Origin of the sequence: Bacillus marinisedimentorum (assembly GCF_001644195.2) — a bacterium.
GTDB classification, from domain to species: domain Bacteria; phylum Bacillota; class Bacilli; order Bacillales; family Bacillaceae_O; genus Bacillus_BL; species Bacillus_BL marinisedimentorum.
Window position 1 is genome coordinate 22,484 of sequence record NZ_LWBL02000005.1, and the last position, 25,307, is coordinate 47,790.

General features: G+C 44.6%; 26 protein-coding genes and 1 pseudogene. 10 read left to right on the plus strand and 17 right to left on the minus strand.

Annotated features, from left to right (window positions below; all coding sequences use genetic code 11):
* Positions 1–79: 79 nt before the first annotated feature.
* Positions 80–508, minus strand: coding sequence for a hypothetical protein (locus A4U59_RS00555; protein WP_070119356.1), 429 nt, complete (start codon positions 506–508; stop codon positions 80–82).
* 165 nt (positions 509–673) lie between these two features.
* Positions 674–958, minus strand: a complete 285-nt coding sequence (locus tag A4U59_RS00560; protein WP_070119357.1) for a hypothetical protein — start codon at positions 956–958, stop codon at positions 674–676.
* A 315-nt stretch (positions 959–1,273) separates the two neighbouring features.
* On the opposite strand from A4U59_RS00560, the gene A4U59_RS00565 reads away from it, so the two are divergent.
* Together A4U59_RS00565 and A4U59_RS00570 are read left to right on the plus strand one after the other, a co-directional pair.
* On the plus strand, positions 1,274–1,783 hold the full coding sequence (locus A4U59_RS00565) for an RNA polymerase sigma factor (protein WP_070119358.1): 510 nt from the start codon (positions 1,274–1,276) through the stop codon (positions 1,781–1,783).
* A gap of 85 nt (positions 1,784–1,868) precedes the next feature.
* Complete coding sequence (locus A4U59_RS00570) at positions 1,869–2,063, plus strand: hypothetical protein (protein WP_070119359.1); 195 nt, start codon at positions 1,869–1,871, stop codon at positions 2,061–2,063.
* Between the two features lie 233 nt (positions 2,064–2,296).
* Here A4U59_RS00570 and A4U59_RS00575 read toward each other — a convergent pair whose 3' ends face one another.
* The 6 genes and pseudogenes from A4U59_RS00575 to A4U59_RS00600 form a co-directional block, all read right to left on the minus strand.
* Positions 2,297–2,824 (minus strand): hypothetical protein, encoded by a 528-nt coding sequence (locus A4U59_RS00575; RefSeq protein ID WP_245680457.1) that lies wholly within the window; start codon positions 2,822–2,824, stop codon positions 2,297–2,299.
* 447 nt (positions 2,825–3,271) lie between these two features.
* Positions 3,272–3,643 carry a cupin domain-containing protein gene (locus A4U59_RS00580; RefSeq protein WP_070119360.1) on the minus strand — a complete coding sequence of 124 codons (372 nt, stop codon included), beginning with the start codon at positions 3,641–3,643 and terminating at the stop codon, positions 3,272–3,274.
* 54 nt (positions 3,644–3,697) lie between these two features.
* Positions 3,698–4,072, minus strand: coding sequence for a hypothetical protein (locus tag A4U59_RS00585; RefSeq protein ID WP_070119361.1), 375 nt, complete (start codon positions 4,070–4,072; stop codon positions 3,698–3,700).
* Between the two features lie 162 nt (positions 4,073–4,234).
* Positions 4,235–4,750, minus strand: a complete 516-nt coding sequence (locus A4U59_RS00590) for a DUF4269 domain-containing protein (protein WP_070119498.1) — start codon at positions 4,748–4,750, stop codon at positions 4,235–4,237.
* Positions 4,751–5,174: 424 nt separating this feature from the next.
* Positions 5,175–5,659, minus strand: a pseudogene (locus A4U59_RS00595) (tetratricopeptide repeat protein).
* Between the two features lie 298 nt (positions 5,660–5,957).
* Positions 5,958–6,527, minus strand: coding sequence for a hypothetical protein (locus A4U59_RS00600; RefSeq protein ID WP_070119362.1), 570 nt, complete (start codon positions 6,525–6,527; stop codon positions 5,958–5,960).
* A gap of 236 nt (positions 6,528–6,763) precedes the next feature.
* On the opposite strand from A4U59_RS00600, the gene A4U59_RS00605 reads away from it, so the two are divergent.
* Both A4U59_RS00605 and A4U59_RS00610 read left to right on the plus strand, forming a co-directional pair.
* Positions 6,764–8,167, plus strand: coding sequence for a PQQ-dependent sugar dehydrogenase (locus tag A4U59_RS00605; protein WP_070119363.1), 1,404 nt, complete (start codon positions 6,764–6,766; stop codon positions 8,165–8,167).
* A 217-nt stretch (positions 8,168–8,384) separates the two neighbouring features.
* A complete protein-coding gene (locus tag A4U59_RS00610; RefSeq protein WP_070119364.1) occupies positions 8,385–10,202 on the plus strand; it encodes a monovalent cation:proton antiporter family protein in 1,818 nt (605 codons plus the stop codon).
* 117 nt (positions 10,203–10,319) lie between these two features.
* On the opposite strand, the gene A4U59_RS00615 is transcribed toward A4U59_RS00610, so the two are convergent.
* The gene (locus A4U59_RS00615; protein ID WP_070119365.1) at positions 10,320–10,853 is read right to left on the minus strand and encodes a GNAT family N-acetyltransferase; all 534 of its coding nucleotides are present in this window, start codon (positions 10,851–10,853) and stop codon (positions 10,320–10,322) included.
* A gap of 217 nt (positions 10,854–11,070) precedes the next feature.
* Here A4U59_RS00615 and A4U59_RS00620 point away from each other — a divergent pair, with 217 nt between their 5' ends.
* Entirely contained in the window at positions 11,071–12,714 is a 1,644-nt protein-coding gene (locus A4U59_RS00620; RefSeq protein ID WP_083270570.1) for an acetolactate synthase large subunit, read from the plus strand.
* A gap of 56 nt (positions 12,715–12,770) precedes the next feature.
* On the opposite strand, the gene A4U59_RS00625 is transcribed toward A4U59_RS00620, so the two are convergent.
* The 5 genes from A4U59_RS00625 to A4U59_RS00645 all read right to left on the minus strand — a co-directional run bounded on the left by A4U59_RS00625 (position 12,771) and on the right by A4U59_RS00645 (position 19,065).
* Positions 12,771–14,897 carry a heavy metal translocating P-type ATPase gene (locus tag A4U59_RS00625; protein ID WP_083270571.1) on the minus strand — a complete coding sequence of 709 codons (2,127 nt, stop codon included), beginning with the start codon at positions 14,895–14,897 and terminating at the stop codon, positions 12,771–12,773.
* Positions 14,890–15,258: an ArsR/SmtB family transcription factor gene (locus A4U59_RS00630; protein WP_070119366.1), complete on the minus strand. Its 369-nt coding sequence runs from the start codon at positions 15,256–15,258 to the stop codon at positions 14,890–14,892. Before A4U59_RS00630 ends, A4U59_RS00625 begins: the two co-directional genes overlap by 8 nt.
* 757 nt (positions 15,259–16,015) lie before the next feature.
* Complete coding sequence (locus A4U59_RS00635) at positions 16,016–17,425, minus strand: sensor histidine kinase (RefSeq protein ID WP_070119367.1); 1,410 nt, start codon at positions 17,423–17,425, stop codon at positions 16,016–16,018.
* A 3-nt stretch (positions 17,426–17,428) separates the two neighbouring features.
* Positions 17,429–18,106 (minus strand): response regulator transcription factor, encoded by a 678-nt coding sequence (locus A4U59_RS00640; protein ID WP_070119368.1) that lies wholly within the window; start codon positions 18,104–18,106, stop codon positions 17,429–17,431.
* Positions 18,106–19,065, minus strand: a complete 960-nt coding sequence (locus tag A4U59_RS00645) for a YncE family protein (protein WP_169823879.1) — start codon at positions 19,063–19,065, stop codon at positions 18,106–18,108. Before A4U59_RS00645 ends, A4U59_RS00640 begins: the two co-directional genes overlap by 1 nt.
* A 206-nt stretch (positions 19,066–19,271) precedes the next feature.
* Here A4U59_RS00645 and A4U59_RS00650 point away from each other — a divergent pair, with 206 nt between their 5' ends.
* From A4U59_RS00650 to A4U59_RS00655, 4 genes are all read left to right on the plus strand, one after another.
* Positions 19,272–19,916 carry a nitrous oxide reductase accessory protein NosL gene (locus A4U59_RS00650; RefSeq protein WP_070119370.1) on the plus strand — a complete coding sequence of 215 codons (645 nt, stop codon included), beginning with the start codon at positions 19,272–19,274 and terminating at the stop codon, positions 19,914–19,916.
* Between the two features lie 395 nt (positions 19,917–20,311).
* Positions 20,312–20,485, plus strand: coding sequence for a hypothetical protein (locus tag A4U59_RS21565; RefSeq protein ID WP_169823880.1), 174 nt, complete (start codon positions 20,312–20,314; stop codon positions 20,483–20,485).
* On the plus strand, positions 20,478–20,645 hold the full coding sequence (locus tag A4U59_RS21950) for a hypothetical protein (protein WP_211274886.1): 168 nt from the start codon (positions 20,478–20,480) through the stop codon (positions 20,643–20,645). The genes A4U59_RS21565 and A4U59_RS21950 overlap by 8 nt, the downstream gene beginning before the upstream one ends.
* 495 nt (positions 20,646–21,140) lie before the next feature.
* Positions 21,141–22,334 (plus strand): NAD(P)/FAD-dependent oxidoreductase, encoded by a 1,194-nt coding sequence (locus tag A4U59_RS00655; protein ID WP_070119371.1) that lies wholly within the window; start codon positions 21,141–21,143, stop codon positions 22,332–22,334.
* A 138-nt stretch (positions 22,335–22,472) separates the two neighbouring features.
* Here A4U59_RS00655 and A4U59_RS00660 read toward each other — a convergent pair whose 3' ends face one another.
* Complete coding sequence (locus A4U59_RS00660; protein ID WP_070119372.1) at positions 22,473–23,132, minus strand: potassium channel family protein; 660 nt, start codon at positions 23,130–23,132, stop codon at positions 22,473–22,475.
* A 226-nt stretch (positions 23,133–23,358) separates the two neighbouring features.
* On the opposite strand from A4U59_RS00660, the gene A4U59_RS00665 reads away from it, so the two are divergent.
* On the plus strand, positions 23,359–23,544 hold the full coding sequence (locus A4U59_RS00665; RefSeq protein ID WP_070119373.1) for a YjzC family protein: 186 nt from the start codon (positions 23,359–23,361) through the stop codon (positions 23,542–23,544).
* A gap of 434 nt (positions 23,545–23,978) precedes the next feature.
* Here the strand turns inward: A4U59_RS00665 and A4U59_RS00670 are convergent, their stop codons facing one another.
* The gene (locus tag A4U59_RS00670) at positions 23,979–24,299 is read right to left on the minus strand and encodes a hypothetical protein (RefSeq protein ID WP_211274888.1); all 321 of its coding nucleotides are present in this window, start codon (positions 24,297–24,299) and stop codon (positions 23,979–23,981) included.
* Positions 24,300–24,355: 56 nt separating this feature from the next.
* Complete coding sequence (locus tag A4U59_RS00675; protein ID WP_070119374.1) at positions 24,356–24,916, minus strand: GNAT family N-acetyltransferase; 561 nt, start codon at positions 24,914–24,916, stop codon at positions 24,356–24,358.
* Between the last annotated feature and the right edge of the window lie 391 nt (positions 24,917–25,307).

Here is a 25,307-nt window from a genome sequence, read left to right on the forward strand (position 1 = left end):
TGTATTATGAGGGATCGCAGTCCTACTGTTGGCTGCCAGTTGTTTCACGTCTTAGTCACAAAAACAACCATAAGGCCGATCAACGGGCTTTCGCATTATTATAACTCGCCATACCAAGGTAATTTAGAATCAGAATATAAAATGGATACACAATCAGTCCTCCAATGATCAAAAGCCCAGTGACAGGGCTCGGGACGTCTCCACCGTATGTCATTGGAAATAAGGAAGCAAACACATAAATAAAAGCAACAAAGTAGGGTGCCCAGAGTATAACAGTCCAAAAGTTTGCCTTTCTCCCAACCATCCACTTCTTTGTTAATGCAAAGAGGAATACGGTACCCGCTACCATTCCTACAATAAGTGTAGCGCCAGTCAAAATGTTTACCTTATTCATTTCCCATCCTGTTAATCTGCTGATTCTATAAACATTCACCATAAGTTCAAGAGGAACAAATACCATGATGGCGTACAGAATACTTATTACATTTAACTTGACGAAATATTTCATCATGTGCCCCCCAATAACTATACTGTTTGAGATTGCCGTCCAGTTCCACTAAAACATGTCAAACAGCCACACAATCAGATACATTGGGACAGCTACATTGATGATGCCTGGGTATCAATAAACATTTCCATCCTGATACTGGTTTCATTTTTGTTCCACCCCAAACTATGCAGAATTCCTTTTCCGTTTGTTCTTTATTGCCAGAACAGCAATTATCGCTACTATTACTAAACTATTTAAAAATAAAAAATACGCTATGCCAGCGGCGGTAATGGCAGCCCCCTGGCTATGTATCTGCCAGGAGTAAGCAAGCCCTCCGGCAAAATATAAGAATGGATACACAATCACCACAACCACCAGTGGTAAATTGGATTTTTTCATTTGGATATTGTTTATAAACCAATACCAACTGCCGACAACCAACACCAGTGCAGCAAAATACAATAACACCTAACACACCTCCTCGAATTGGAAAAATTTATATTTTAAGGATAGCATATTTACGATTATTTGATCGCGAAAAACATAAAGAAAGATTGTTGAACAAAAAAATCCCGATACGAAGACCGGGAACCAAAAAATTAAGGGGAGATTACTTCAGCAACCTCTTAAGACCATTATTGAAATGGTCTATTCTTAAGATGCAGTAAAGTGAAACAAAAACAATGATTCTATGAATCATAAAAGATTTTCCCTTTTTACGGCCCATTATTTTCCAATATTTGATAAAATAAGACTAAACACAAAAATAAAAGGGGCATAAAATTGAATAATTTTGAGGGGCTTTACTTACAGTATAAAGATGAAATTTACCATTTCGTATTGAAGTACACCAACTATGACAGCTATCTTGCAGAAGATATCATCCAGGAGACGTTTCTGCGGGCGTATACGTCACTCGGTCAGTTTGAACCCTATCAGATCAGAAAATGGCTCTATACCATTGCAAGAAACATTGCCATCGATCATTTCCGCAAAAAGGGCAGGATCATCCTGAAAGAGTCTGTCTTCTTCAATGAGATATGTGGAACCTTAACAGCTTCCGAGCCTGAAAAAGGAGTCATCATGAAGGAAAATACCGAGGAAGTGCTGGAAAAGATTTATTCCCTGCCGGAGAAACAGCAGGAAGCGGTGTTGCTGCGGGATATTTATAAGCTATCCTATGAAGAAGGGGCAGGCGTGATGGGAGTCAAGCTGAATAGCTATAAAACGCTGCTTTTCAGGGGCAGAAAGGCTATACGAGGGAATTTACTACATAGTAAAAGAGCTGGGTAAAAGAAGAATGTTTCATTATAAACAAGACTCGGAAATCACAGCCAAAACTGATACAAAGATTCCCATAGAAGAGGAGGCAAAAAGGATGAAGCAATTGTTTTCAAGATATTCACACTGGTTATTACTATTTATTGTCGGTTTTAGTTTTTCTACAATGTTTATTGATTTTAAAGCTTCTACACCTGATGTTATAGCGGTTATTTTAGGCGGTATAGGGCTTCTTTCTGTTGGTTATCTTTCTTTTATCGTAGAGAAAAAAATAAGAAACCAAAAAAGCTAAAAAGAGCAGTCCGGATTCCCCCCAAATTGCTTCTTGAAGCCTCATCCTATTAATTTTTACGATTTAATAAGAGCACCTGCTAACACCAATACAATGACAAACAACAAAATATTAAAAATAAAAACAACTTTAAACCAGGCATCATTCTGTTGATATAACTGAAGAAAGAACACATTCACCAATTGCGAAAGCGGCAAGACCGCCAACATAAAGACCCGTTAAAACATTAAACGTTAATGACTGCTTACGATCGTTGAGAAAATTCTTGAATACATTTCTTTAATAGTCTCTGGACTTTCCTTGTCATTGTATAATCCAAAATACCAATACTTATCTTCTGCTTCTTCCGAAGAGAGAAAGCCGATTGCATAGTGATTGCTGGTACCCTTTAGGTCTATATCTTCTTCATATGTTAAATCCCTTTCGATAAAAGAGCGATAAGACTTTGTTGCTTCTATATAGAAAAAAGGGAGATCCGAATTCAAATATATATCTGCATATTGGCTTCCAGAAGCTTTTGATAAATTTTCTTTTGTTATAAATACAGCATCATAGTTCGTTAAATCTTCTTTAAGCAAGCGGTCGAAGTTAATTTCTTCAAAGCTTATCTGGTTTTCTTTAACTTCTGGCAGTTCTCCAATAACTGCAATATTTAGTGGCCTGCCTTCGTACACTTTAAAGTCTGGTTTTGAAGAGCAAGCCGTAATTCCCAGCAAAAATAACAAAGATGATAGCATGAACATTAGTTTAAATCTTTTCAATTACTTCCCTCCTTTCCACTAAAATTTTACCATATAAAACCATGAAACTTTCTGTTCATTTAGTTAAAGAGTTACACTTCACAAAAAAACTCCTGTCATCGCTCCCTTTTAATACGCTGATTTCGAGAAATTTGTTGCTTTTCAATTTAAAGTTTTTGATGTGGTACAATGATGGCAATTAAAGGATTTTAACTTGATTCCTCATAAATAGAGTAAAAGGGGCAGGTAGAAACAAGCATTTGCTCCAGCTGTTTTTCGAAGGCCAAACGCTTGTCTATTTCAAGATTTCGGAAAGCACCTTCCTTTAAGGCTGTTTTCTTATACATTTGCCCCTAGCTACAAAAGAGAGTATTGACAAGAGTCCCTTACACTCTTTGCAAACACTATATGTAAGATATAATGCTAACTCTAGCAACTATAAGAAAAAACGTCTATCAGTTAAAAATGTCACTCCTCCACTAATGGCAATGTTTTCAATGGCTTCAACTTATCGGACTCAATATTAATAGCAACCAGACCCTCTTCCGTAGAAGTTTCATGCCATTCCCCCGGTTCCCATAAAACAACTTGCCCCTTTTTAATAGGCAGGGCTACACGGTCTGCACCTTTCACCAAACCTTCACCTTCCACCACTATTAACATCTGTGTGACGGTTGCCTCGTGTCCGCCGATCAATCCGCCTTTCGTGAGATGCATACCAGCTATTTGCATACTAACTTGATCTTCTAAAATTCTTGAAATAGGAGAAATGTAGAAATTCTTGCTTCCATAGGCGTCAACCTGTTTGCTTACTTCTTTATCGAATCGATATATTTTCATTTTCTCCTCCTTTAGAGCGCACTCTTATGTCAGTAAGGGATAACAGCAGTATTGTTACTCTGAACAGAAATTCTCTACATCAGCATCTACATAAAAGCCATCAACCACAATTTTTCCAGTGTTATATAAGGTCATGTCATAGTTGCTTGATGAAGTGTTTAGTATTGCTTTATGTCCTTCAGCCAGTTCTAATTCATGTGTTCCGTTTCTGGAACCATTGTTTACTTTCTCAACAAATTCCTGAAGAGTTTTCTTATCATCTATAAGAATATCAGTATCTGAATCCAAGCAATTAACAGTCATTGAATTCACTTGACCGGTGATAATAAGAGGTTCACCTGGATTACATGAAGTTAAAATAACAGTAACAGAAATCGTAACCAATAATAATAGTATTCGATTTCGTTCCATTGGAATAAGAAAGGACATTCTTCCACCCCCTACAGAACACCATTATTTATATCTCATATCTCCTACACCCTGGCCGAAGACAGTCCCCATAAAAAACAAGTAGAATACATTCCAATCAAAAGTAACCATCAGCTCAAAAAACAGTATTGATTAATACAATTTTTGAATAAGGACTTTTTTCTACCCCTTGATTATTCCTTCCTCAATACCATATCGAATCAGACCAGCATAAGGATCTCCTGAAATACCCAATAGAACACAAAAGGCTGATTCAGTCTTGTATCCTCGTTTTTTCAATGTAATAACCTGATTCTTCAGGGGTGGATTTTTTCTCAACAGTTCGTCTTCGATGAGCGTATGGAGATACGCATTCTGATTATGTACCGGCTGGTCCTGGCCAAACAATTCGAACATAAAACCCTTGAACATAAAATTGGCTTTAACCACTTGCCGTTCTCTAATCATCTTTTTTTCCAGTGTAAAGCGATGCTGACGGCCATATAGATCGTATAGCTTTTGTTGAAATGACTTTAATTCTTTTACCTCCATGATAATGTCCAAATCAGAACTTTCTACGTCGATACCGATTGGAATGGTTCCGCAAAGAACAGGTTTGTATAACCTCAAGTCTTCAAGTATCCTGAGTTCATCAATCGCTTTATACGCGTTCATCTGCTTTTGATTGCCTGTTTTCATCCTCTCAAACAAATGAATCACCGGATCAGTCCCCTTTGGTTATGCTGCTATTTAATCTTCATCTCTCGAACGAAGTTGGATATCAAGAATAGAATACCTCTACCTCATATCCGCATTTATAATGAAGTTTTAAGGATACATCCATAACTGGGGGCGCCTCCTATGGATCACCACTTAATGATATTTCACAAGCCCTTGTACTCACTATTGTTAAAGAGTGAGAAATAGCGTTAGGAACCGTATACCGTCTAATTATCAGAAACGAGCAAGCAAAACAATCAGATTCTATTCTGAGGTTCATCATCCTGACGACACAGCATTAGAGCTAGTGCTGATTAGATAATCACTTTCTAATTCAACAAAATAACTAAGTGGGTCGGAGCAGTAGGCATAAGTCTTCTGCGGGACTAGCTAACAGGGAAGATTAATTCCAGGTCTCATCCAATTTGCCAGAATAGAACTCTATTGCTTTTTTATAATTCAGATTTCTTCATTCTCTGTTGTATTTATCAAAACTTTTAATAATAGTTCCATTGCCTTTTCGTGCTTTTTTAAATTATATAGGGTCATCGCATAGAACACTTGAATTGCTCTATTATTAGGAAATAATTCAATTCCCTTGATAAGAACGTCCTTAGATTTCTGGTATTCTCCTAATGTTCGATAGGTACTGCCTAATTTCAATATTGCCCCTTCCAATTCTTCAGAAGAGAGCCCCATGTTTATTGCATTTTCATAAAAGAAGACTGCTTTCGATTCGTCTCCTACTAAATCAAAACTCCAGCCACACTGATAGTTAATTGATGCATTATCAGGGAATTCCTTGGCCAGTTGTATAAGTAAGTCGTTAGATTCTTCATTTTTACCGCTTTTTCGCAACTTAAGTGCGCTTTCTAAATCTAATTGCATCTTCATCATCTCCACTATCTTATTTCTCTCTATTCCACGAATGTTATTATGGCCAATTCTGGCATTATAACTTCTTTCCATTTCACCTTATAAACTTCCTTCTCCAATTGCTTTTTTTGTTGTTTTCGTCATGTAAAAGGTCTTCCTTCCATGAAGTCACTTGATATACAAAGTCCCTTACATAGAAAAATGATATCGTTCAGTACACTCCCGTCAATCCGACACTTCAATCATAAAGAAGAAGCAGATATCTCTACCTGCTTCTTTCAAAGATGTGAACCTTATTTTCCAAAAGTCCTCAACGTGAAATAACTTTATTCAGGAGTTTGAAACCAGAGATACTTAATCTCTTCCAAATCCAGCTGTAGAGTACAGAAAAAGCTAACGTCCCTAAAAGAACCATACCATTAAAGCTGGATGTTACCGATGGCCCCAGTATAGGAAACTTAAATCCATACAATAAAACACTTATACCCAGTGTCAAACACAAAGCTGCAAATGGAATAATAATTATGCCTCTCTTTAAATACTTAAGGCCAATGCCTAAACTGAGTCCTAATAATCCTGTAGTAAAGGTGAACACCAAAACCTCACTTGGCTGGAACATCGCCAAAAGAAAGATGGTTGTGAAATAAGTCATCACCCCTATTCTGAGTGCCAACAGGCTGGCAAGCACAAGGGGACCGGTGCTCATCATACTAAGCACATAACCAAAACCAGTGTAAATACCCGCAGATTGAAAAATAACAGCTATTGACCCTAAAAGTGCACCAACTACAAGCCGCATTGTGTTGGAATAGCCGTCAATAGTCGGAATGACCCCATCTTCCGCACCACTCGTCGTTGCTTTCTTGAAAAATGTCCGCATCTTACACCCCCATAATAGGCAATGCAGCTAGAAAAAAGTTTATGCTGGGAAATGATGCAAACATTTTTGTACATAAAATGTTAAGGAGACCGGAAAGTCAATATGTACCGAAATCGCCCCTGGCATGAATACGGCACGGAAATGGGCAATGCCTTGAAAAGCCCTGATTCGTGCTATTTGAACACGCCTAATCATACTCTTTTAAAAGAAGATAAGTAGAAGGGGTGTAAAATCATTTGAGCAAAGTTAAAGTCAGATTACGTCCCATCGTAAATCGAATTAATTTGCCTACTGTACTGAAAACAGCTGTACTTCCGGGTGACTCCATGGAAAGATTATTTATTGCAACCCAGACAGGGGAAATCTTTTACATCGGTAATGGGGACATCAGGACTTTTTTGGACATCCGTCCGCGGATCATAAAACTGGATGGATACGATGAGCGCGGATTGCTGGGCCTGGCGTTTCATCCGGAGTTTTACTATAACGGCTTGTTTTATCTTTATTATTCAGTTGCCGGAACACAGGGCCCCGGTGCTCTTCCTGACTCTTTTAAGCCTGATCCGTGTGACCCCGAGACGTTAAACCTGAGGTGGACAAACAGGGATACGCAATATGATCATATCGACACAATTGAAGAATGGCGTTTGACATCGAATGGCCAGCCCCGAAAAAGACGGACATTGCTTAATTTAAGAAGGCCCTTTTACAATCACAACGGTGTCAACAACTTAACCTTTTCACCTGAAACAGGAAAACTTGTGTTAACAAGCGGAGATGGCGGATCGGGCTATGATCCTTTTAATTTAAGCCAGGACGAGATGGAAATCGCGGGTAAAATTATTGAAATTGATGTAGGCAAACATACATCTATCGAAAACCCGCCCGCAGCCACACGTTTTAATGAACTGCCTGCACCTATTCAGGAAACACTTACGGTTATTGCCAGAGGGGTCCGCAATATCCCGGGGATTTCTTATCAAAGGTATGGCAATCAGTATATTAAATATGCCGGGAATGTCGGGCAGGATCTGGTAGAGTCGATTTTTTCATTTGTTCATTATAAACCGATACCGGTTACCCAGCTCGTTCAAGCTTCTTTAATGAACGCTGAACTTGATCAGGAGGGACTGATTAACTTCGGCTGGCGGGGATGGGAAGGTGCTTTTCCCACTTCAATTGTGAGGAACTGCTCTGCAAATGCGGATGTGGACGAAAAGATTATCGTTTATTACAACGAAGCCATTAAAACGTCAGTAAAGCGAATTCAGCCTTTAACTAGTTGTTTTCATAAAGATCCCCGCCCCGATAAGTTTGCGGGAACTGCACTTACAGGCGTCCATCCATACATGGGGAGAGAAATCCCGGCTTTAACAGGGTCGGTTGTGTTTACCGACCTTGCCCGGAAGGATGAATCTCAAACTCCGGTTAAAGGAGTTTTAGCTTATACGAGAGTGAGGCCGGATTGCAAACTAAGTGATTTTAGTGTTATAGAAACCGATTATAATTTTGGCTCCGAATCTGCTTATTACGTTAGTCTGGGTGCGAGCCTGGGCCAAACCAGTTTATATTTAGGGGTTAATGGCTCTATGAAAGTGACTGACTTTAACCAGGGTAGTGTTTTTGAAATTGTTCCGTGATTAATAAACTCCCACTTATAGAACAACAATCAATTCCAAGTTAAATTCACCCGTTGCAAATTTCCGTGTTTCATATCATACCTCCTTTGCAAATTATATATAGCATGACTCAACCTCACACATTAACATCAATTTTTAAGGATCGCTCTCCAAATATACCGATTTGCATTTATAATAAAACTATAAGGATATATTTTTTCAAATGGAGGCGGTCCCCATGGATCACCACTCAATGACCTCACTGATCCTTGTGCTCGCAATCGCTTTTTTCATTCCGATTTTTCTCCAGCGCTTTCATTTACGGATGATCCCTGTCGTTGTCGCTGAAATTGCCGCCGGCCTGATTGTCGGGCAGAGCGGACTCAACCTTGTCCAGGAAGACCCGTGGCTAGAGCTGCTGGCCGCTCTCGGTTTTCTGTTTCTTATGTTTTTGAGCGGGCTTGAAATAAGTTTTGAACCGAAAGCATTCAAAGAAGAGAACGACAGCATAAAGCCGCATCCATTTTTGCTGGGCCTGCTGATGTTTGGATTGATTGTTTCGGTTTCCTATGTACTATCCCTCACCCTTGTCTGGTTCGGGCTGATCAAAGAAGCGCCGTTAATGGCACTTATCATTACGACAATCTCCCTTGGTGTCGTGCTGCCCGTCTTAAAAGAAAGGCAGCTTCTCGGGAACCATTACGGACAGACCCTCCTCATGACAGCAACAGTTGCTGATTTTGCGACAATGCTGCTGCTTACCGCTTATTTAATGATCCGTGCTGGTGAACCGCTCAGAATTCCCCTGCTCCTGCTTCTGTTTATCGCGATGTTCGTCATTTACCGGTCAGTGAAACGGACCCTTCACATCCCTTTTATTGACAAACTGATGAAAACAGCTACCGTCCAGCTTGGCACAAGAGGCGTTTTTGCCCTTGTCCTGCTGTTTGCCGGACTGTCAGAACGCCTTGGTGCGGAAGCGATATTCGGTGCGTTTTTAGCCGGTATCATCATTTCCTTGCTAAGGCCGCAGCAGGAGTTCCGGCATCAGCTTGATTCATTCGGCTACGGTTTTTTGATTCCTATTTTCTTTGTGATGGTAGGGGTGCGGCTTGACCTGCAGGCCATCATCGATAATAAAACGGTTTTGCTGTTAATGCCCGTTCTGCTCGTTTATATGTACATAGCAAAGCTGGTCCCTTCGATTGTTCTTGCCAGATGGTATTCATGGAAAAAAGCGCTCGCAGCCGGTTTGCTTTCGACTTCGAAATTGAGCCTTGTCATTGCGGCGGCACGGATTGCGTATGATGCCGGCATCATCAGTTCTGCATTGAATGGGGCGCTTATCCTCGTTGCGGTCACGACTTGTCTTGTTTCACCGGTCGCCTTCAACAGGTTGGTGCCAAACGAAACGCTTCATGTTCACAACGTTTACAGCATTATCGGAGCGAACAGCCTGACTCTTCCGCTCTCACTGGAGTTATCCAACAGTCCGCATATCGTCAAAGTCTACAGTGACCACCCGCTCAATCGCGATGAAACCCATAATTTTGAAGTTGTGCTCGTTTCATCTTTTCAGGTTGAGACACTTGAAAAGAAGGGTGCTTTTAACGCGGATAAACTAATTGCCGCTACTGCCGATGACGGTAAAAATGCGGCCATTGCCGGGTATGCCCGCGAACATGGGATTCATGACGTTGTCGCAAAATTGGAGAACTCATCTATTCAAGATGAGCTTGGACTGCATGGAATCCGTGTGTTTTCACCCGAAAAATCTTCCGCCATAGTGCTGAGAACACTCGTTGACCAACCCGCGATGCTGACTTTGCTTTCAGAGGGCCCGCATCAGATTCGGGAAATCCTGATCGGAAACCATTTTTATGACAACATGCTGCTCAAACAGATACAATTTCTCGGTGATGCCCTTATCCTCCATATTGTCCGGGAAGGGCAATTCATCCTCCCTCACGGCGATACCCGGTTGAAAGAAGGCGATCACCTGCTCATCTCCGGCAATCCGGACACACTTGATGATATTTCACATCACTTTGCGTAGCGGTGCCTGTCACTTGTCGGTATTTGTCGACAACAAAACCGCTCCTTCAGCAGTCTAGGACCCTGCCGGCGGAGCGGTTTGTCTTTGAATTTCACTTTTGATTTTCAAAATGTTTGGTCACTCACCAGAAACATCAATCCAGAATCGCTTAACGATATTGCCGTCTTCTTCAACGTAGTCATCGTCAGGGACACCGCCGTTATTCTGTATCGTTTTAGCGGAGGCAATGTTATCTTCATCGCAGACGACGAGTACTTTACCGATGCCAATCTCCCCCGCTTTCTCAAGGGAAAGGGCAAGCAGCCGTGTGGCATATCCCTTTCTTCGTTCGGATGGACGGATTCCGTAACCGATATGGCCGCCAGCATTTTTCAGCTGTTCCGTCAGTGAATGGCGGATATTTACAGCACCAAGCACTTTCATATCTTCACCTACAAGCCAGTAGGTCGAATCCGGCACCCATCCTTCAGGAAGTCCTTTTCCTTCAGCTTGATCCTCCAGGGACCGAATCATCGCTTCAAAGTCTTCAGGATCCTTGGAAATGACCCATGGCACCATATTTTCCCCGCTGTCCTTCCATTCGCGGTAGAATGAAAGATATGCCTCCTCCAATTCCATTGACGGCTTCGCAAGATATACGTGCTCCTCCATCAAACCGCCTCCCTTTTTTTTAGAATTGGCAATATCTTACCATAGTTGCGCACATATAGGTATATCGCATTTCATTAACATTTGCCTGGCAATTGCCTGGGAAGTGCCAGGCAATTGCCAGGCATTCTCTCCCCTCCCCCTTCATTTACCGTTTGGTTTTGGATCATAAGAGGAATGAGAAATAGTAGACCATTTTTAGGGAGAGGTGACGAGAAACGTGAAAGCAGCAGAGTTAATGGTGAAAAATCTCGAAGCAGAAGGCATTGAATATATTTTTGGCGTTCCCGGAGAAGAAAACATCGATTTCATGGATGCCCTATTGGCATCTGATATGAAGTTTGTTACGACCAGGCATGAAACCGGGGCGGCTTATATGGCCGGCACAATGGGCAGGCTCACCGGCAAACCCGGTGTCAGCCTTGCCACACTCGGACCCGGTGCGACAAACATGATGACAGGTGTCGCCAATTCAAATATGGATCTGTCCCCGATGATCGCCATCACCGGACAGGCCGACCTTGAGCGCCAGTATAAAGGGATCCATTCCCACCAGGTATATGACTTGAAGGAAATGTACAATACCGTCACAAAATGGAATACTTCAGTCGATGATCCGGAAATCATCCCGGGTGTTGTCCGCAAGGCGTATCACCTTGCAACGGCCGAAAAACCGGGCGCAACCCATATCGTCCTTCCGGAAGATATTGCGGATATGGATGTGGAATACAAAGAGCTTCCTAAAATGAACCACCATACATCTGAAGCTTCAGACAGCACCATCAAAGAAGCGGCCGACTTGATCAAGAATGCCAAACAGCCGCTGATCATGGCCGGTAACGGCGTGACACGTGGTGGAGCCTCAGAAGACCTCCAGGCCCTTGCTGAAAAACTGCAGGTCCATGTGACCCATACGTTCATGGGGAAAGGCGCACTCCCTTATACGCATGACCTGAGCCTGCTGACATCAGGGCTGGGCGGAAAAGATTATATCAACTGCGGATTTGAACATGCCGACCTGATTATAGCCGTCGGATACGATATGGTTGAATATCCGCCGAAAAACTGGAACCCGGAAGCGGACACGCCGGTGCTCCATATCGATACGGAGGAAGCAGAAACAGATGCACACTACCCTGTAAAACTCAACGTTGTCGGCGATATCAGCGCCAATCTCCGTAAACTGGCAGAAACAGCGGATAAACGCTCTGAAAAAAACGAACATTATGCAGAGCTAAGGAAAAAGATCCTGGACGAAATCGAAGATTATGCAAATGACGACAGCTTCCCGATAAAACCGCAGCGCATCATTTCAGACCTGCGTTCCGTCCTGGGCGAAGATGATATCCTGTTGTCTGACACCGGCGCCCATAAAATGTGGATCGCCCGCATGTATCATTGCTACAAACCGAATACATGCCTGATTTCAAATGGGCTCGCATCGATGGGAATCGCTCTGCCGGGAGCGATTGGAGCCAAACTGGCGAAACCCGACAGCAAAGTCGTTGCAGTAGCAGGTGACGGTGCATTCCTCATGACAGGCGAAGAACTTGAAACAGCAGTGCGCCTTGAACTTCCGCTTGTCGTCATGGTATGGAAGGATAACAGCTACGGCTTGATCGGATGGAAGCAAATGAATGAATTCGACCGGAAATCCAACGTCGACTTCGGCAATCCGGATTTTGTAAAACTTGCTGAAGCTTATGGTGCGGAAGGACATCGCATTGAGGATGAAAAAGAACTGAAGCCGACACTTGAAAAGGCACTGCAGGCAAATGGCCCGGTTGTGATCGAGTGTCCGGTTGATTACCGTGAAAACACCAAACTGACCGAGCGTCTCGGCAAAATCGTTTGCCGCAATTAAAATGGAAAAAAGATGGTCCCGTGCATACGTGCACGGGACCATCTTTTTTTAGCACCCTATTTATCTTTAACGTTTAATAAACGCAAACTGTTCAGTGTCACAAGCAAGGTTGCCCCCATATCCGCAAATATTGCGATCCATAGGGTGAGCCAGCCAGGGATGACCAGCAGCAATGCAAGTGCTTTGACGACCAGTGAAAACGTGATATTTTGCTTAATGATCTTCAATGCATTTCGGCTCAGCTTGATTGTATAAGGGAGTTTCTCCAGATCATCAGACATGAGCGCAATATCAGCCGTTTCCAGGGCAGTATCTGTTCCTGCCCCGCCCATGGCAACACCTACTGTCGATGCGGCCAATGCCGGCGCATCATTCACACCGTCGCCTACCATTGCAACCCGCCGATGGTTTGCCCGCATTTCTTTTATGAAGTTCAGCTTATCCTGCGGGAGCAAATCGGACTTGATGTCTGTAACACCGGCCAGGCTGCCGATCGCTGCAGCCGTCCGTTCATTGTCCCCTGTCAGCATGACGGTTTCGATGCCCATTTTGTTCAGCCTGTTGATGACTTCTGTTGATGTTCCCCTCAACTCATCCGCTGCAGCAATCAATGCCAGGACCTGTTTTTCGGTACCAAGGAGCATGACGGTTTTTCCGTCAGTCTGCATCTTTGTAATCTGTCCGTTCATTTCATCACTGAGACTGCCGTGCAATTCTCCGAACAGGCCAGGACTTCCGGCAAAATAAACCTCACCGTTTATTTCTGCTTTTACACCTTTACCCGTGATGGACTGGAAGTTTTCCACCGCTATTCCGCCAGTGTCCGCACCCTCTGCTTCAGCTTTTCTCATGATAGCGGAAGCAAGCGGGTGCTGCGATCCTTTCTCAAGGGCCGCCATTATTGTGAGCAAGTCTTTCTCATTTCCGCTGTACGCGATGAAATCGGTGACAGCAGGCACCCCTTTTGTCAGCGTGCCTGTTTTATCAAAGGCAATCGCTTTAAGCGCCCCCGCTTCTTCCAGATGAATGCCGCCTTTTATCAACACACCGTTTCTTGCAGCGTTTCCGATTGCAGTCACAACAGCGACCGGCGTGGACACGACAAGTGCACATGGACAGCCGACAACAAGTACGGCCAGCCCTTCATAAATCCATTTGCTCCAATCCGCCCCGAAAAACAGCGGCGGCACAATTACAATCAACAGTGCCAATGCGATGATGGCCGGGGTATAATACTTCGCAAATTTATCAACAAATGCCTGGGAAGGTGCCCGTTCCGCCTGGGCTTCCTCAACGAGATGAATGATTTTTGCAATCGTCGTATCTTCTGCCCGTTTTGTCACTTTCACCTCAAGCAAGCCTTCCTCATTCAATGTCCCGGCAAAGACTTCATCATCTGCATTCTTCGTTACCGGGACGCTTTCACCGGTAATGGCCGCCTGGTTTATCGATGAGATGCCCTTAACGACTATTCCATCCATCGCGAGCTTTTGGCCGGGCTTTACGATCATGATATCGCCCACTTGAATATCATCGACATGAATCATCATTTCTTCATTACCGCGGCGGATTAACGCTTCTTTCGGCGCAATGTCCATCAATGATTCGATCGATTGGCGCGCCTTATCCATAGAATAGCGTTCCAGCGCTTCACTAATGGCAAACAGAATGACAACCATTGCCCCTTCTCCCCATTCACCGATGAGGGCAGCTCCAATGATCGCGATCGTCATGAGTGTACTCATATCGAAATTGAGCCTCGTCAGGTTTTTTAACCCTTTTGTAAAAAGCGAGTACCCGCCGATTAAGATGGCAGCGGCATATCCGATCGTCGAAACGATATGCCCTTCCCCATATTGCTCGCCCAGCAGCCAGCTGACTGCCAGTAAAAAAGCTGATATATATACCTTCGTATTTTCTTTTTGTTTCCAAAACGGTTCCTGCTCAGCCGGCTGTTCATTCTCACGCCGCAATTTGAGATTTTCGAATGCGCCGGCCTTTTCGACGGCTTCAATCGCGGCACTTCCTGTCACCGTTATTTTGGAAGCTCCAAAATTCACTTTAGCATCAGAAACACCTTCCAGGTGCTTCACGTTCTCCTCGAACGTTTTCGCGCAGCTTGCTCAGGTGAATCCCTGTACACGGTACGTTTTCGTTTCTTGTGCTGCCGTTTGTTCAGACACTGGTCTCCACCTCCTCCTTGTGTTCCAGCGCAATCAGCATCAGCTGCCTGATATGTTCATCGTCAAGCGAGTAAAATGCCAGCTTCCCTTCTTTCCGGTATTTTACAATCCCCTGTTTATGAAGCGTCCGCAGATGATGGGATGCTGTCGCGACAGTCGCTCCGATGATATTGGCGACATCGCAGACGCATAATTCATCATTGCGGCATAGCGCATAGGCGATTTTTGCCCTGTTTTCATCCGCAAGCGCTTTGAACAGCCGGGCGACACCCGTTATGTTCGCATTTCGAAGGTCACCCTGTATCCGGTTGACCTTTTTTTCATCGTAACAATAAATATCGCAAGTATCTTTGCTGCCCATCTTCTCACTCCGTCCTTATTCAAATGCTCACTTGAATATAGTATATCTTATTACACTTATCAGTCAAACGTTCATTTGAATAAGTAAGGAAGTCGGTGAGAATACGGTTTGAGTCGGCTGTTATTGTTATTTTTAAACTCCGTCTTGTAACGGTCTGGAGCCACACGGCTTTTCATTTTGGGCAGTGCTGGCTGCTGTTATTTTCAATTCTGGTTTTTTATCTTTAAAAATTCGGCTTTTTTCTTTTAGGCTCTGTTAAACGCTAGTGTTGATTTCCGTTGCAGGTACTCGCTTTCAACCAAGGGCACAAGTGCGACATCCGTTTCTGCTTCCCTCCGGTCGCACTCACGGTGTCTTCTTTGCCGCGGGGCGGGCGGTGAGCCTCCTGATCGCTATCTCTCTTGCGGGGTCTCACCTGTCCCGCTAATCCCGCCGGAGTCTCGCACCTTCCACTCCAATCAACTAGTGAAAAAATCAACATTGTGCTTTAACACAGCCTTCTTTTAACAGAATCATTTATTTTGCAAAATCGGCCGTTTTTCTTTTTTTACATTACCGCCGGGCAGATTTCAAAATGAACTCGCCGACTGGCGGGCATTAAACGAAGACAAAGGCGCAGTTGCCCTTATCCATAGTCTTAAATTTGTCCACAGCCCCGAAACATTTCCTTGCTGGCCAATTTTCCACAACACAAAAAGCATGCAGCCACTCGACCGCATGCTCAATTGCATCAAACTTGTTTTATTTTCAGCGGAATTCACTCCTCATCCTCAAGCACCGGCAGCACAACCTTCATCGTCGTGCCTTTTCCCTCTTCACTTTCAATTTCCAGTTTCCCGTGATGGAGAACGAGGATTTGCTTCACAATCGCCATGCCAAGGCCCGTTCCGCCTGCACTACGGGAGCGCGCCTTGTCGACCCGGTAAAAACGCTCGCCGATGCGGGCGATGTCCTCACTTGAAATCCCCGGCCCGCTGTCCGTGATCGACAGCTCGGTTTCCCCGTCTTTTTCAACGAGGTCAACCTTGATCGTTCCGCCTTCAGGAGTATAGCGGATGGCGTTATCCATGATATTCTGGATGACCTGCTCGAGGCGGTCCTCATCCCCCATCACAATGACACCGTCATCAAGATTCGTTTTAAGGGGGATCTGTTTCTCATTAAGAAATGGTTCATATTTTTCCAGTGTTTCATTAATGAGCTGGGCAAGTGACAGCGGGGTTTTTTTCAAAGGATAGGACTGGCCTTCCATTTGGGCTAAATCGAGCAAATCACGGACAAGGCGCTGCATCCTGCCGGCTTCTCGGTTGATAAGCCGCAAATACTTCTTCCGCTCCTCTTTTTTTGAGACGACGCCGTCTATCAGTGCCTCACTGTAGCCTTTTACATAACTGATCGGCGTTCTTAGTTCGTGTGACACGTTTGCCAGAAATTCCTTGCGGCTGCTGTCGACCTGCGACAGCGCCTCAGCCATGCGGTTAAAGGACCCGCCCAGCCGTCCGACCTCATCGGAAGTATCTATTTCAACCCGCCTGCTGAAATCGCCGCGCGCCATATGGTGCGTGATTTTTTCCATCTCAGCGAGCGGTTTTGTCAGTTTGCTTATAATCTGATGCCCGACGATGATGGCGAGCAGCACGAATACGAGAATGCCGATAAACAGGAAAAGCTGGGGCTTTTTGAACACCTCTTCAATTGAAGCGATTGGAACGTACAAATAGATGACTCCCTGAAGCCGTTCGTCTTCAAGCAGCGGAATAATGACACCGGTGATTTGCCGGTCAAACCGCTCTTCAAAACCATCCTTCACGACAGCTTCGCCACTCAGAAGCTGAAGGCGCTCTTCCTCCCCGATCAATGAATGGTAGTCGATGTCAAAAGGGAGACAGGCGCTCAATTCGCGCGGATTATCGACAAGGAACACTTCCGATTCGGAAACGGAATTATACCATTCCACCCGGTCATAAAGCTCCTGCGGAATCTCCCCGCCTTCATACTCGCCTGCGAGCCGCTTCCCCTCTTCCAGCAGTGACGTTTCCACTTCCTGGACATACAGGTCTTCATATATATAATTCATTAATGAATAGGAAAAAATCACCGTCAGCAAGATGATGAAACTGATGGTAAAAAAGAGCTTCTGGTGAAGGGACAATGGAAATCGCTTCATGGCTTACACCTCAAATTTATATCCGATTCCCCACACCGTTTGAATGAGTTTGCCGCTGTCACCGAGCTTCAGGCGCAATGTTTTAACATGTGTATCAACCGTGCGCACACTGCCGATATACTCATAGCCCCAGATTTTTTCGAGCAGCTGTTCCCTGCTCAGCACCTGTCCCTCGTGTTTGATGAAAAACTGCAGCAAATCGAATTCTTTCAGGGTAAGCGATACGACTTCGCCATCGTTTTTCACCTTGCGTCCCGATTCGTTGATTTCAATCGGGCCATGCTTTTCAAACTTGCCGTCACTTATATGTGGACCCTGGGTGCGGCGCAGGACAGCCTGTACCCTGGCGCTCAGCTCAGTCGGGCTGAACGGTTTGACAATGTAGTCATCCGCACCGATTTTAAGACCGTATACTTTATCCCATTCATCCCCTCTGGCTGTCAGGAAAATGATCGGAATATTGGAATGCTCCCTTACTTTCATCGTAAAGGTGATCCCGTCCAATTCAGGCATCATGATATCCAGGATGATCAAATCAAAATGTTCTTTGTCCATCAGCTTGAGTGCTTCATTGCCGTCACCGGCTTCTATACATTCATAATGATCCTTCTCAAGATACATGCGGATCAATTCCCTCATATCCGGTTCATCATCTACAATTAATATTTTTGTTGGAGTCATTATCTGTTCGCCCCCCTGTAAATTAATTGGAACGGTCCCCGTCCCACTTTATACTGATCAATTATTTCGAGCGTGTCAGGATCTACCGAAAAAACTTCCCCGCTGTCATAGCTGGCCAGGTACAGTCTTTCTTCTGCCGATATGATTTCAAACGGATTTGCGCCAATTACAGTTGTATCGATAATTTTCTTGGAATCGGGATCGATTTTTCTTAACTCGTTGGACCCATGGCTTAAAACATATAAATGGCCGTTATGGCGGGTAAGATCTACAGGCATCACGGGTGCCTTAACTTCGGCTGTTTTTTCTCCGCTCCCTGCATTATAGACTGCGACCGATTGCTGCAGTTCAGTGCCTTCCCCATGGCCGCCGAGCCAGAGCTCGTCCAGTTCTTCGATAAGCACCCCGCCTGTCGAAGCTGGCTCAACCTCTATTTCCCTTGTCACTTTCATCAGGTTTGTATCAACTACAGAGACAGTCGGTTCGTGGAAGTTCACCACATAAACGATGTTCTCTTCTTTATGAGGTAAAATGGTAAGCGGTGACTTACCTGTCTTTATTTCACCTTCTTCATGGCCTGCCAGCGAATAAAATCTTAGCGTGTCATGATTTTGGTCAGCAAAAAGAACATGTGCACCATCACGGCTAAGCTTCGCATTGACAATCCCTTTTCCTGTATCCCACTTACCTGATGGTGTGCCCTTTTGCATATTGTAAACAAGAACTTCTTCCATTTTTGGCCCATAAATGATGAGTGTATTGTGATCCGGAAGCAGCAATGCCCCGGTAAATGGCTCTTCAAGCTCCCAGACAGCCGTATTTTCCCCATTTTCCGTGTTCGTGAAGGTCAAACGGTGATCCAGTATGTCTGCAGAAATGAGCACGGATCCATCCTTCGGCACTTTTGTAAATGTCTCTCCCTGACAGCCCGCGAGCATCAATATAATGAGCCACCACATAACATAATAAACCGGTTTCACCATCTTCCCCCTTTCTTTCCATACTAGCTATTATTATAACGGTGACTTGTGTGGATTGAGTGAAAAGTTTTCATCTGTTTCAGTAAAATTTCAAAGTTCCCATAAATGGCTTTCACACTTCAGACACATATACCTGTTATTCTATCATTGCAATCGTAAAAATATAGCAAACCAGGGGGATGAATATGAAAAAATGGATAGCAGCGATCGGAATGGTGCTGGTCAGCCTTATTTTTGCCGCCGGGTGCGGTACAAGTGATGAAGCAGGAAATGAAAAAGAGACAGCTGCAGAACAGGAGCAATCCGAAGAGAACGCCGGATCTGAAGAAGTCAATAGCGCTGCAGTTGAGCCGAAAGAACCTTCCGCTGATGATAAGTGCGCGTTTTGCAACATGAAAGTCTACGGTCAGGAGCATGAGATGGGCGCCCATACGGCTCAAATGGTTACAGAGGACGGAGAACATCTTTACTTTGATGATATCGGATGCCTGCTTAATCACGAACATGAAACCGATGGGGAGCCGGCTGCTGCATGGGTCCGCGACTATAACACGAAAGAATGGATTCCTGCAGAGGAAGCAGTACCGGTAAAGGCTGATATTAAAACACCAATGAAATACGGCGTGGCCCTTTTTAAAAATGAAGAAGATGCAAAGGCATGGGCTGAACAACATGAAGAGCTCCAAGCCATGCTGACTTCAATGGAAGCAGTGAACGAGGAAGCGAATGAACGCATGCAAAAGAAAAAGGAAATGATGAAGCAAAACGGCGAAGACGCCCATGACATGAACCAGGACAGCGATGAAGAAATGGACCATGAACAAGAATAAAACAAACACCTTACCAGCGCCAGGCTTGATGGATCAGCGAACACCTGGCACTTGACCCGCTCTAAAACCGGTTCCTAAAGGAGCTGGTTTTTTAGCCTAGGGTAAGGATATTGTTCTGTTGCATAACTTTGTTGATGCGTGTGACCGGTCAATGGGAGACAGGTCAGTCCCGGGCATGATGAGCGGGCAAGTCGCTGCTTTTGCGGTTTGGCGTGAAATGCCAAAGTTACGTTGCTAAACCTTCCACTGGTCTTGTGATGCACAGAATACTGGTGAGAAACCTGGAGGGCATGGCGTGAAACCTGGGCCTGGCCTTATGGTGCACAGAGATCACCGTGAAAACAGTTGGTAGTGCGTGAATAGGGGAAGTTACCGCGCGAAACAGATGCTGCGGCGTGAAAACCAGGAGACTTGGCGTGAAATTGTCCCCGTTCCGCGTGAAAAATGTAAAGTTTGGCGTGAATATACGAGCTTTTGGCGCGAAAACAGGTCCCGGCCGTATAGTGCACAGAATACGGCGTGAAACCGGGCTGGTCCGGCGTGAAACCGGGGTGGTATGGCGTGAATAGGAGAAGTTACCGCGCGAAACAGATGCTGCGGCGTGAAAACCAGGAGACTTGGCGTGAAATTGTCCCCGTTCCGCGTGAAAGATGTAAGGTTTGGCGTGAATATACGAGCTTTTGGCGCGAAAACAGGTCCCGGCCGTATAGTGCACAGAATACGGCGTGAAACCGGGGTGGTCCGGCGTGAATAGGAGATGTTACCGCGCGAAACAGATGCTGCGGCGTGAAAACCAGGAGACTTGGCGTGAAATTGCCCCGTTCCGCGTGAAAGATGTAAAGTTTGGCGTGAATATCCCAGCTTTTGGCGCGAAACCTGCCCCCCGCCCTATAGCACACAGAATACTGGCGTAAAATGGGTAATGTTTGGCATAAAAATACGAGCTTACCGCGCGAAACCTGCCTCTGACCCTATGGTGCACAAAGCACTGGCTTGATTACCCGGAGTTATTGCGCGGAAACGTCCTGGTGCCGCATAAAAAACTAAAAATCTGGTGTAAAATAACCCCGTTCACACGGGAAAACCCGGATTCTACGCAACAAACTTATGAAATTTTTAGAATATTGAAAGCGTTTTTATTGAATATATTTTCCACTGTTAGTATAGTTGAATTAGTAATAATACACGTAGGGGTAGATGTATTTTTCACTAAATTAAGGGGAGATGGGGAAAATGGAAAAATATCAGGTCGTAATCGTTGGAGGGGGCACAGCAGGATTATCCGTTGCCGCTCAGCTTGCAAAAAAGATGAATCCTGAAGGAATCGCGATTATCGATCCGGCTGACGAGCATTACTATCAGCCAATCTGGACTCTGGTCGGAGCCGGTATTTTAAACAAAAATGCTTCTATGCGTAAACAGAAGTCACTCATTCCTAAAGGTGTCCATCATATCCTGGATGCCGCAGACAGCTTTATTCCTGAAGAACAGCTTGTGCTGACAAAAGGCGGAAAGAAAATACAGTACGACTATCTCGTAGCAGCGCCAGGCCTTAAATTGAACTGGGAAGCGGTAAAAGGCCTTAAAGATGCCATAGGGAAAGACGGTGTTGTCAGCAACTATGACTACCGCTATGTAGAAAAAACATGGGAAGCATTGCAAACATTCAAAGGCGGAAACGCCATCTTCACCCATCCGAACACACCGATCAAGTGCGGAGGCGCCCCGCAAAAAATCATGTATCTGGCTGATGATGTTTTAAAAGAGCGGGGAGTCCGAGATAACACCAATATTATGTTCTATTCGGCTGATCCCGCCATTTTTGCGGTGGACAAGTACCGGAAAACGCTTGAAACGGTAATCGAACGAAAAAGCATCAAAACAAAATACCAGCATAACCTCGTTGAAGTCCGGCCTGACAACAAAGAAGCAGTCTTTGAAAATATGCAGACAGGCGAAACTGAAACGGTCCACTACGATATGCTCCATGTAACCCCGCCGATGGCGCCGCCTGACTTTATTAAAAACAGCCCGCTTGCCGATGCAGCCGGCTGGGTCGATGTTGATCAATATACACTCCAGCATAAAAAGTTTAAAAACATTTTCGCCCTTGGCGATGCGTCTAACCTGCCGACATCAAAAACAGGAGCTGCAATCAGAAAGCAGGCACCTGTCGTTGTAAAGAATCTGTTGAGCCGGCGCAAGAATGTGCCGCTCACTGCACGCTATGACGGCTATACGTCCTGTCCGCTTGTTACAGGAAAAGGAAAACTTGTTCTCGCAGAATTTGACTATGATAAAAATCCGAAAGAAACCTTCCCATTCAATCAGGCAAAGGAACGGTACTCCATGTACTTTCTGAAGAAAAATCTGCTTCCGATCTTTTACTGGAAAGGTATGATGAAAGGCAAAATGTAATTTACACCAATATGATTGCAAGTAGGCATAACGGACCAGGCATTCCCTTAGAGGGTTAATGCCTGGTTTTTACTCCTTACAGCATTAACTCTCTCATCGGTATTTTATAGCTCCCGCAACAGCCCCGGAAAAACCTCATCAAATCCCGTTCCGCTCAAATCTTTCCAGATCTTGATTATGCCCCATCGTCACGATGATATCGTCTTTATGCACGATGTCATCAGCTGAAGGCGATACAATAATGCCGTTTTGATTTTTCAGGGCTATGATTGTAACACCATATTTGGTCCTCGCATTCAGTTCATACAGCTGCTTGCCGTCGATGTTTTTATTTGCTGCAATTTCAACAATGCTGTAATCTTTTGAAAGCTCAATATAGTCTATGATCTTTTCTGATACGATATGGTGGGCAATCCGGACAGCCATATCTTTTTCCGGGTGGATGATCCGGTCTGCGCCTATCTTTTCAAGCACTTTTCGGTGATAATCGTTATGGACTTTGACCCAGACGTTTTTTATCTCCATTTCTTTTAAAAGCAAGGTTGTCAGGATACTCGCTTCGATATTCTCCCCAAGTGAAACGATGACATAATCAAAGTTTCTGATGCCCAGTGAGTTCAAGGTTGGTTCATCCATTACGTTTGCCTGATATGCTTGTGTTACGGCATCCGTATACTTATTTACTTTTTCTTCATTCTTATCCACAGCAAGAACCTCGACATCCAGCTTGCTTAATTCAATGCACAAATTCCCGCCGAACTGGCCGAGTCCGAGAATTGCAAATTGTTTCTTTTTCATCGGTCACCCTCTTTTCTGTCTGCCACAAACATCATTTCAATTATTCTCCAGCTTGCATTACTGTATCGGCTTAAAGCCATTTAACGCCCGCACCACCCCCTCTGTCAACCAAAAGGGCACCGGTGAATGTTACAGCCGATTTACATTTGCCGCCTCCTCGTTTATTGTCCCTTAAATGAAGGAATATAGACTGTGAACAAATTTGTTTAAAGAGGAGGTAATCACATTGGCAGAACGCTGGAAAACTGGAGAAGACGCACCTGAATCAGGTGATTACAAGTTTGAAAGCTATGAAGGTGAAAACGGCGATCGTAAGCAGGCTGATACCGACATGGTTGTCAACCTGGAGGAAGGCGAACGTTTTCCGCCGGTTCCTGCTGTACACGGTGCCGCATACTGGGTTAAAGCATAACAAAATAAGTCTGATAACCTGCTGTCAGCTTTTATCTGCTGATTGACCCTGAAGTAACCAGACGAATCTCTTCCCCCTTCCCTTTAATTATGGATAAATGGACAGGCCGATAAACGGCCTGTCCTTTTGATTTCTATAGAAAATTATTCGGCTCTCCTTATTAATATCTTAAATTCACACTCTGTTGTCTTACTTCCCTAATAAGAAAAACGCCCCTTTGCGGTGTTGCAGGCGTAAGCGGGGATGCCTGCTGGAAGGTGGTTTTTCCTTCCGGAGGGGTTCTCACCCACCGTTTATGACGATAGCCGCTGGCGCCTGAAGCTGGATGACCCCTTCTGGTTTTTTAACCACCTCGCAAAAATTTTATAATTTCCTTAACAACAAAAAACCGGACGATATGATGTCCGGTTCAACTCCCCATTTTTCAAGTGTTATTAAGCGGCCTGCTTTCCGGATTCGGCACTCTGACGCGCTGCACTCAGCAGCAGTACGACAGCCGTGATGATGTGCATGGTCATTCCGACGAATGGTATCCAGGCAATACAGGAGGTGACAATGCCAAGGATGCTGCCTGTTTTGTGTCCGCTGCCAAGCCCTTCTTTGCTGACTAAGTATAGTGTGATGATATGCAAAATAAGCATAATGAATAGAGGGGTATACAAAAAAGAAAGAACAATCGTACCGCCGATTATCGGGATGCCGAGCAGCGCTTCCAGAAAGCCGGTCACCCACTTCATGACATTTGAATTTTTCACTTGTCTTCCCTCCTGTAAAACTATGTACCTCTTTTACAATAATTCGGTATTCGTCTTTAACTCCCTTCTTTATTGTGCTGTTCCCAGTCCTTCCTTGTCATGCTGTACTGGGCCAGGTCATGGAAATGGTCATACAAGAACTCGCCATCACGGACGACGCCTTCTTTTGTGTAACCGAGCCGCTCTGGTATCGCACGGCTTTTGAGGTTATCAGTGCCGCATTGAATTTCTACTCGGTTTAATCCGTAATGGACAAAAGCCAGGTCTGTCAGCTTCCGGCAAACGTTTGTCATGATTCCTTTTCCTTGCCTGTCTTCAGAAAGCCAGTACCCGATTGCCGTCTTCCGGTTGTTCCAGTCAATGCTGAGGAATCCTGCCATCCCGGCAATCGCGCCTTTGTGCAGAATCGCCGCTTGAAATCCATCATTGGCCGCGTACTGTTTCAGCCACATCTCAATGACCGGCACGTAATCTTCTTCATTCTTCATGCTATCCACCCACGGCAGCCATTCGCGCAGATAACGGCGGTCAGTATCCACCGCTTTAAAGAGTTCACCAGCATCACGGTGATCCGGGAATTTCAGGGCGACTTCATTTTCAACTTCCAATAAAAACATTCTTTTCCCCTCCTGAAACGATATGTTCCATTATAACCCGGCAAGAAAAAAGTGACAGGAGGGGCTAACAACTGTCATGTTCACAGATATAGTTCTTCAATTCCAGGTTGCGTTTGACAAACTCGAAATATAATTATTTAAATCCTAATTTATGAGAGCCAGCCTATTCTAGAGATTGCCCGTTCCTTTCCGATGCAGGCATTCGCCTTCCGCTCCAATCCACTCAGTTATAAATACTCTATTCACTAAGAAACAATCATAATTCGATTCGTAGATTTTTTTACTGACAAACTGGTTCGGGAAAGCAAACTATCATACCCAGTCTGCCGTGCCTGTAATGTTGGGCCAGCTCTGATTATAAGAACGAGATGCAATCGGCCGTGCCTGTATT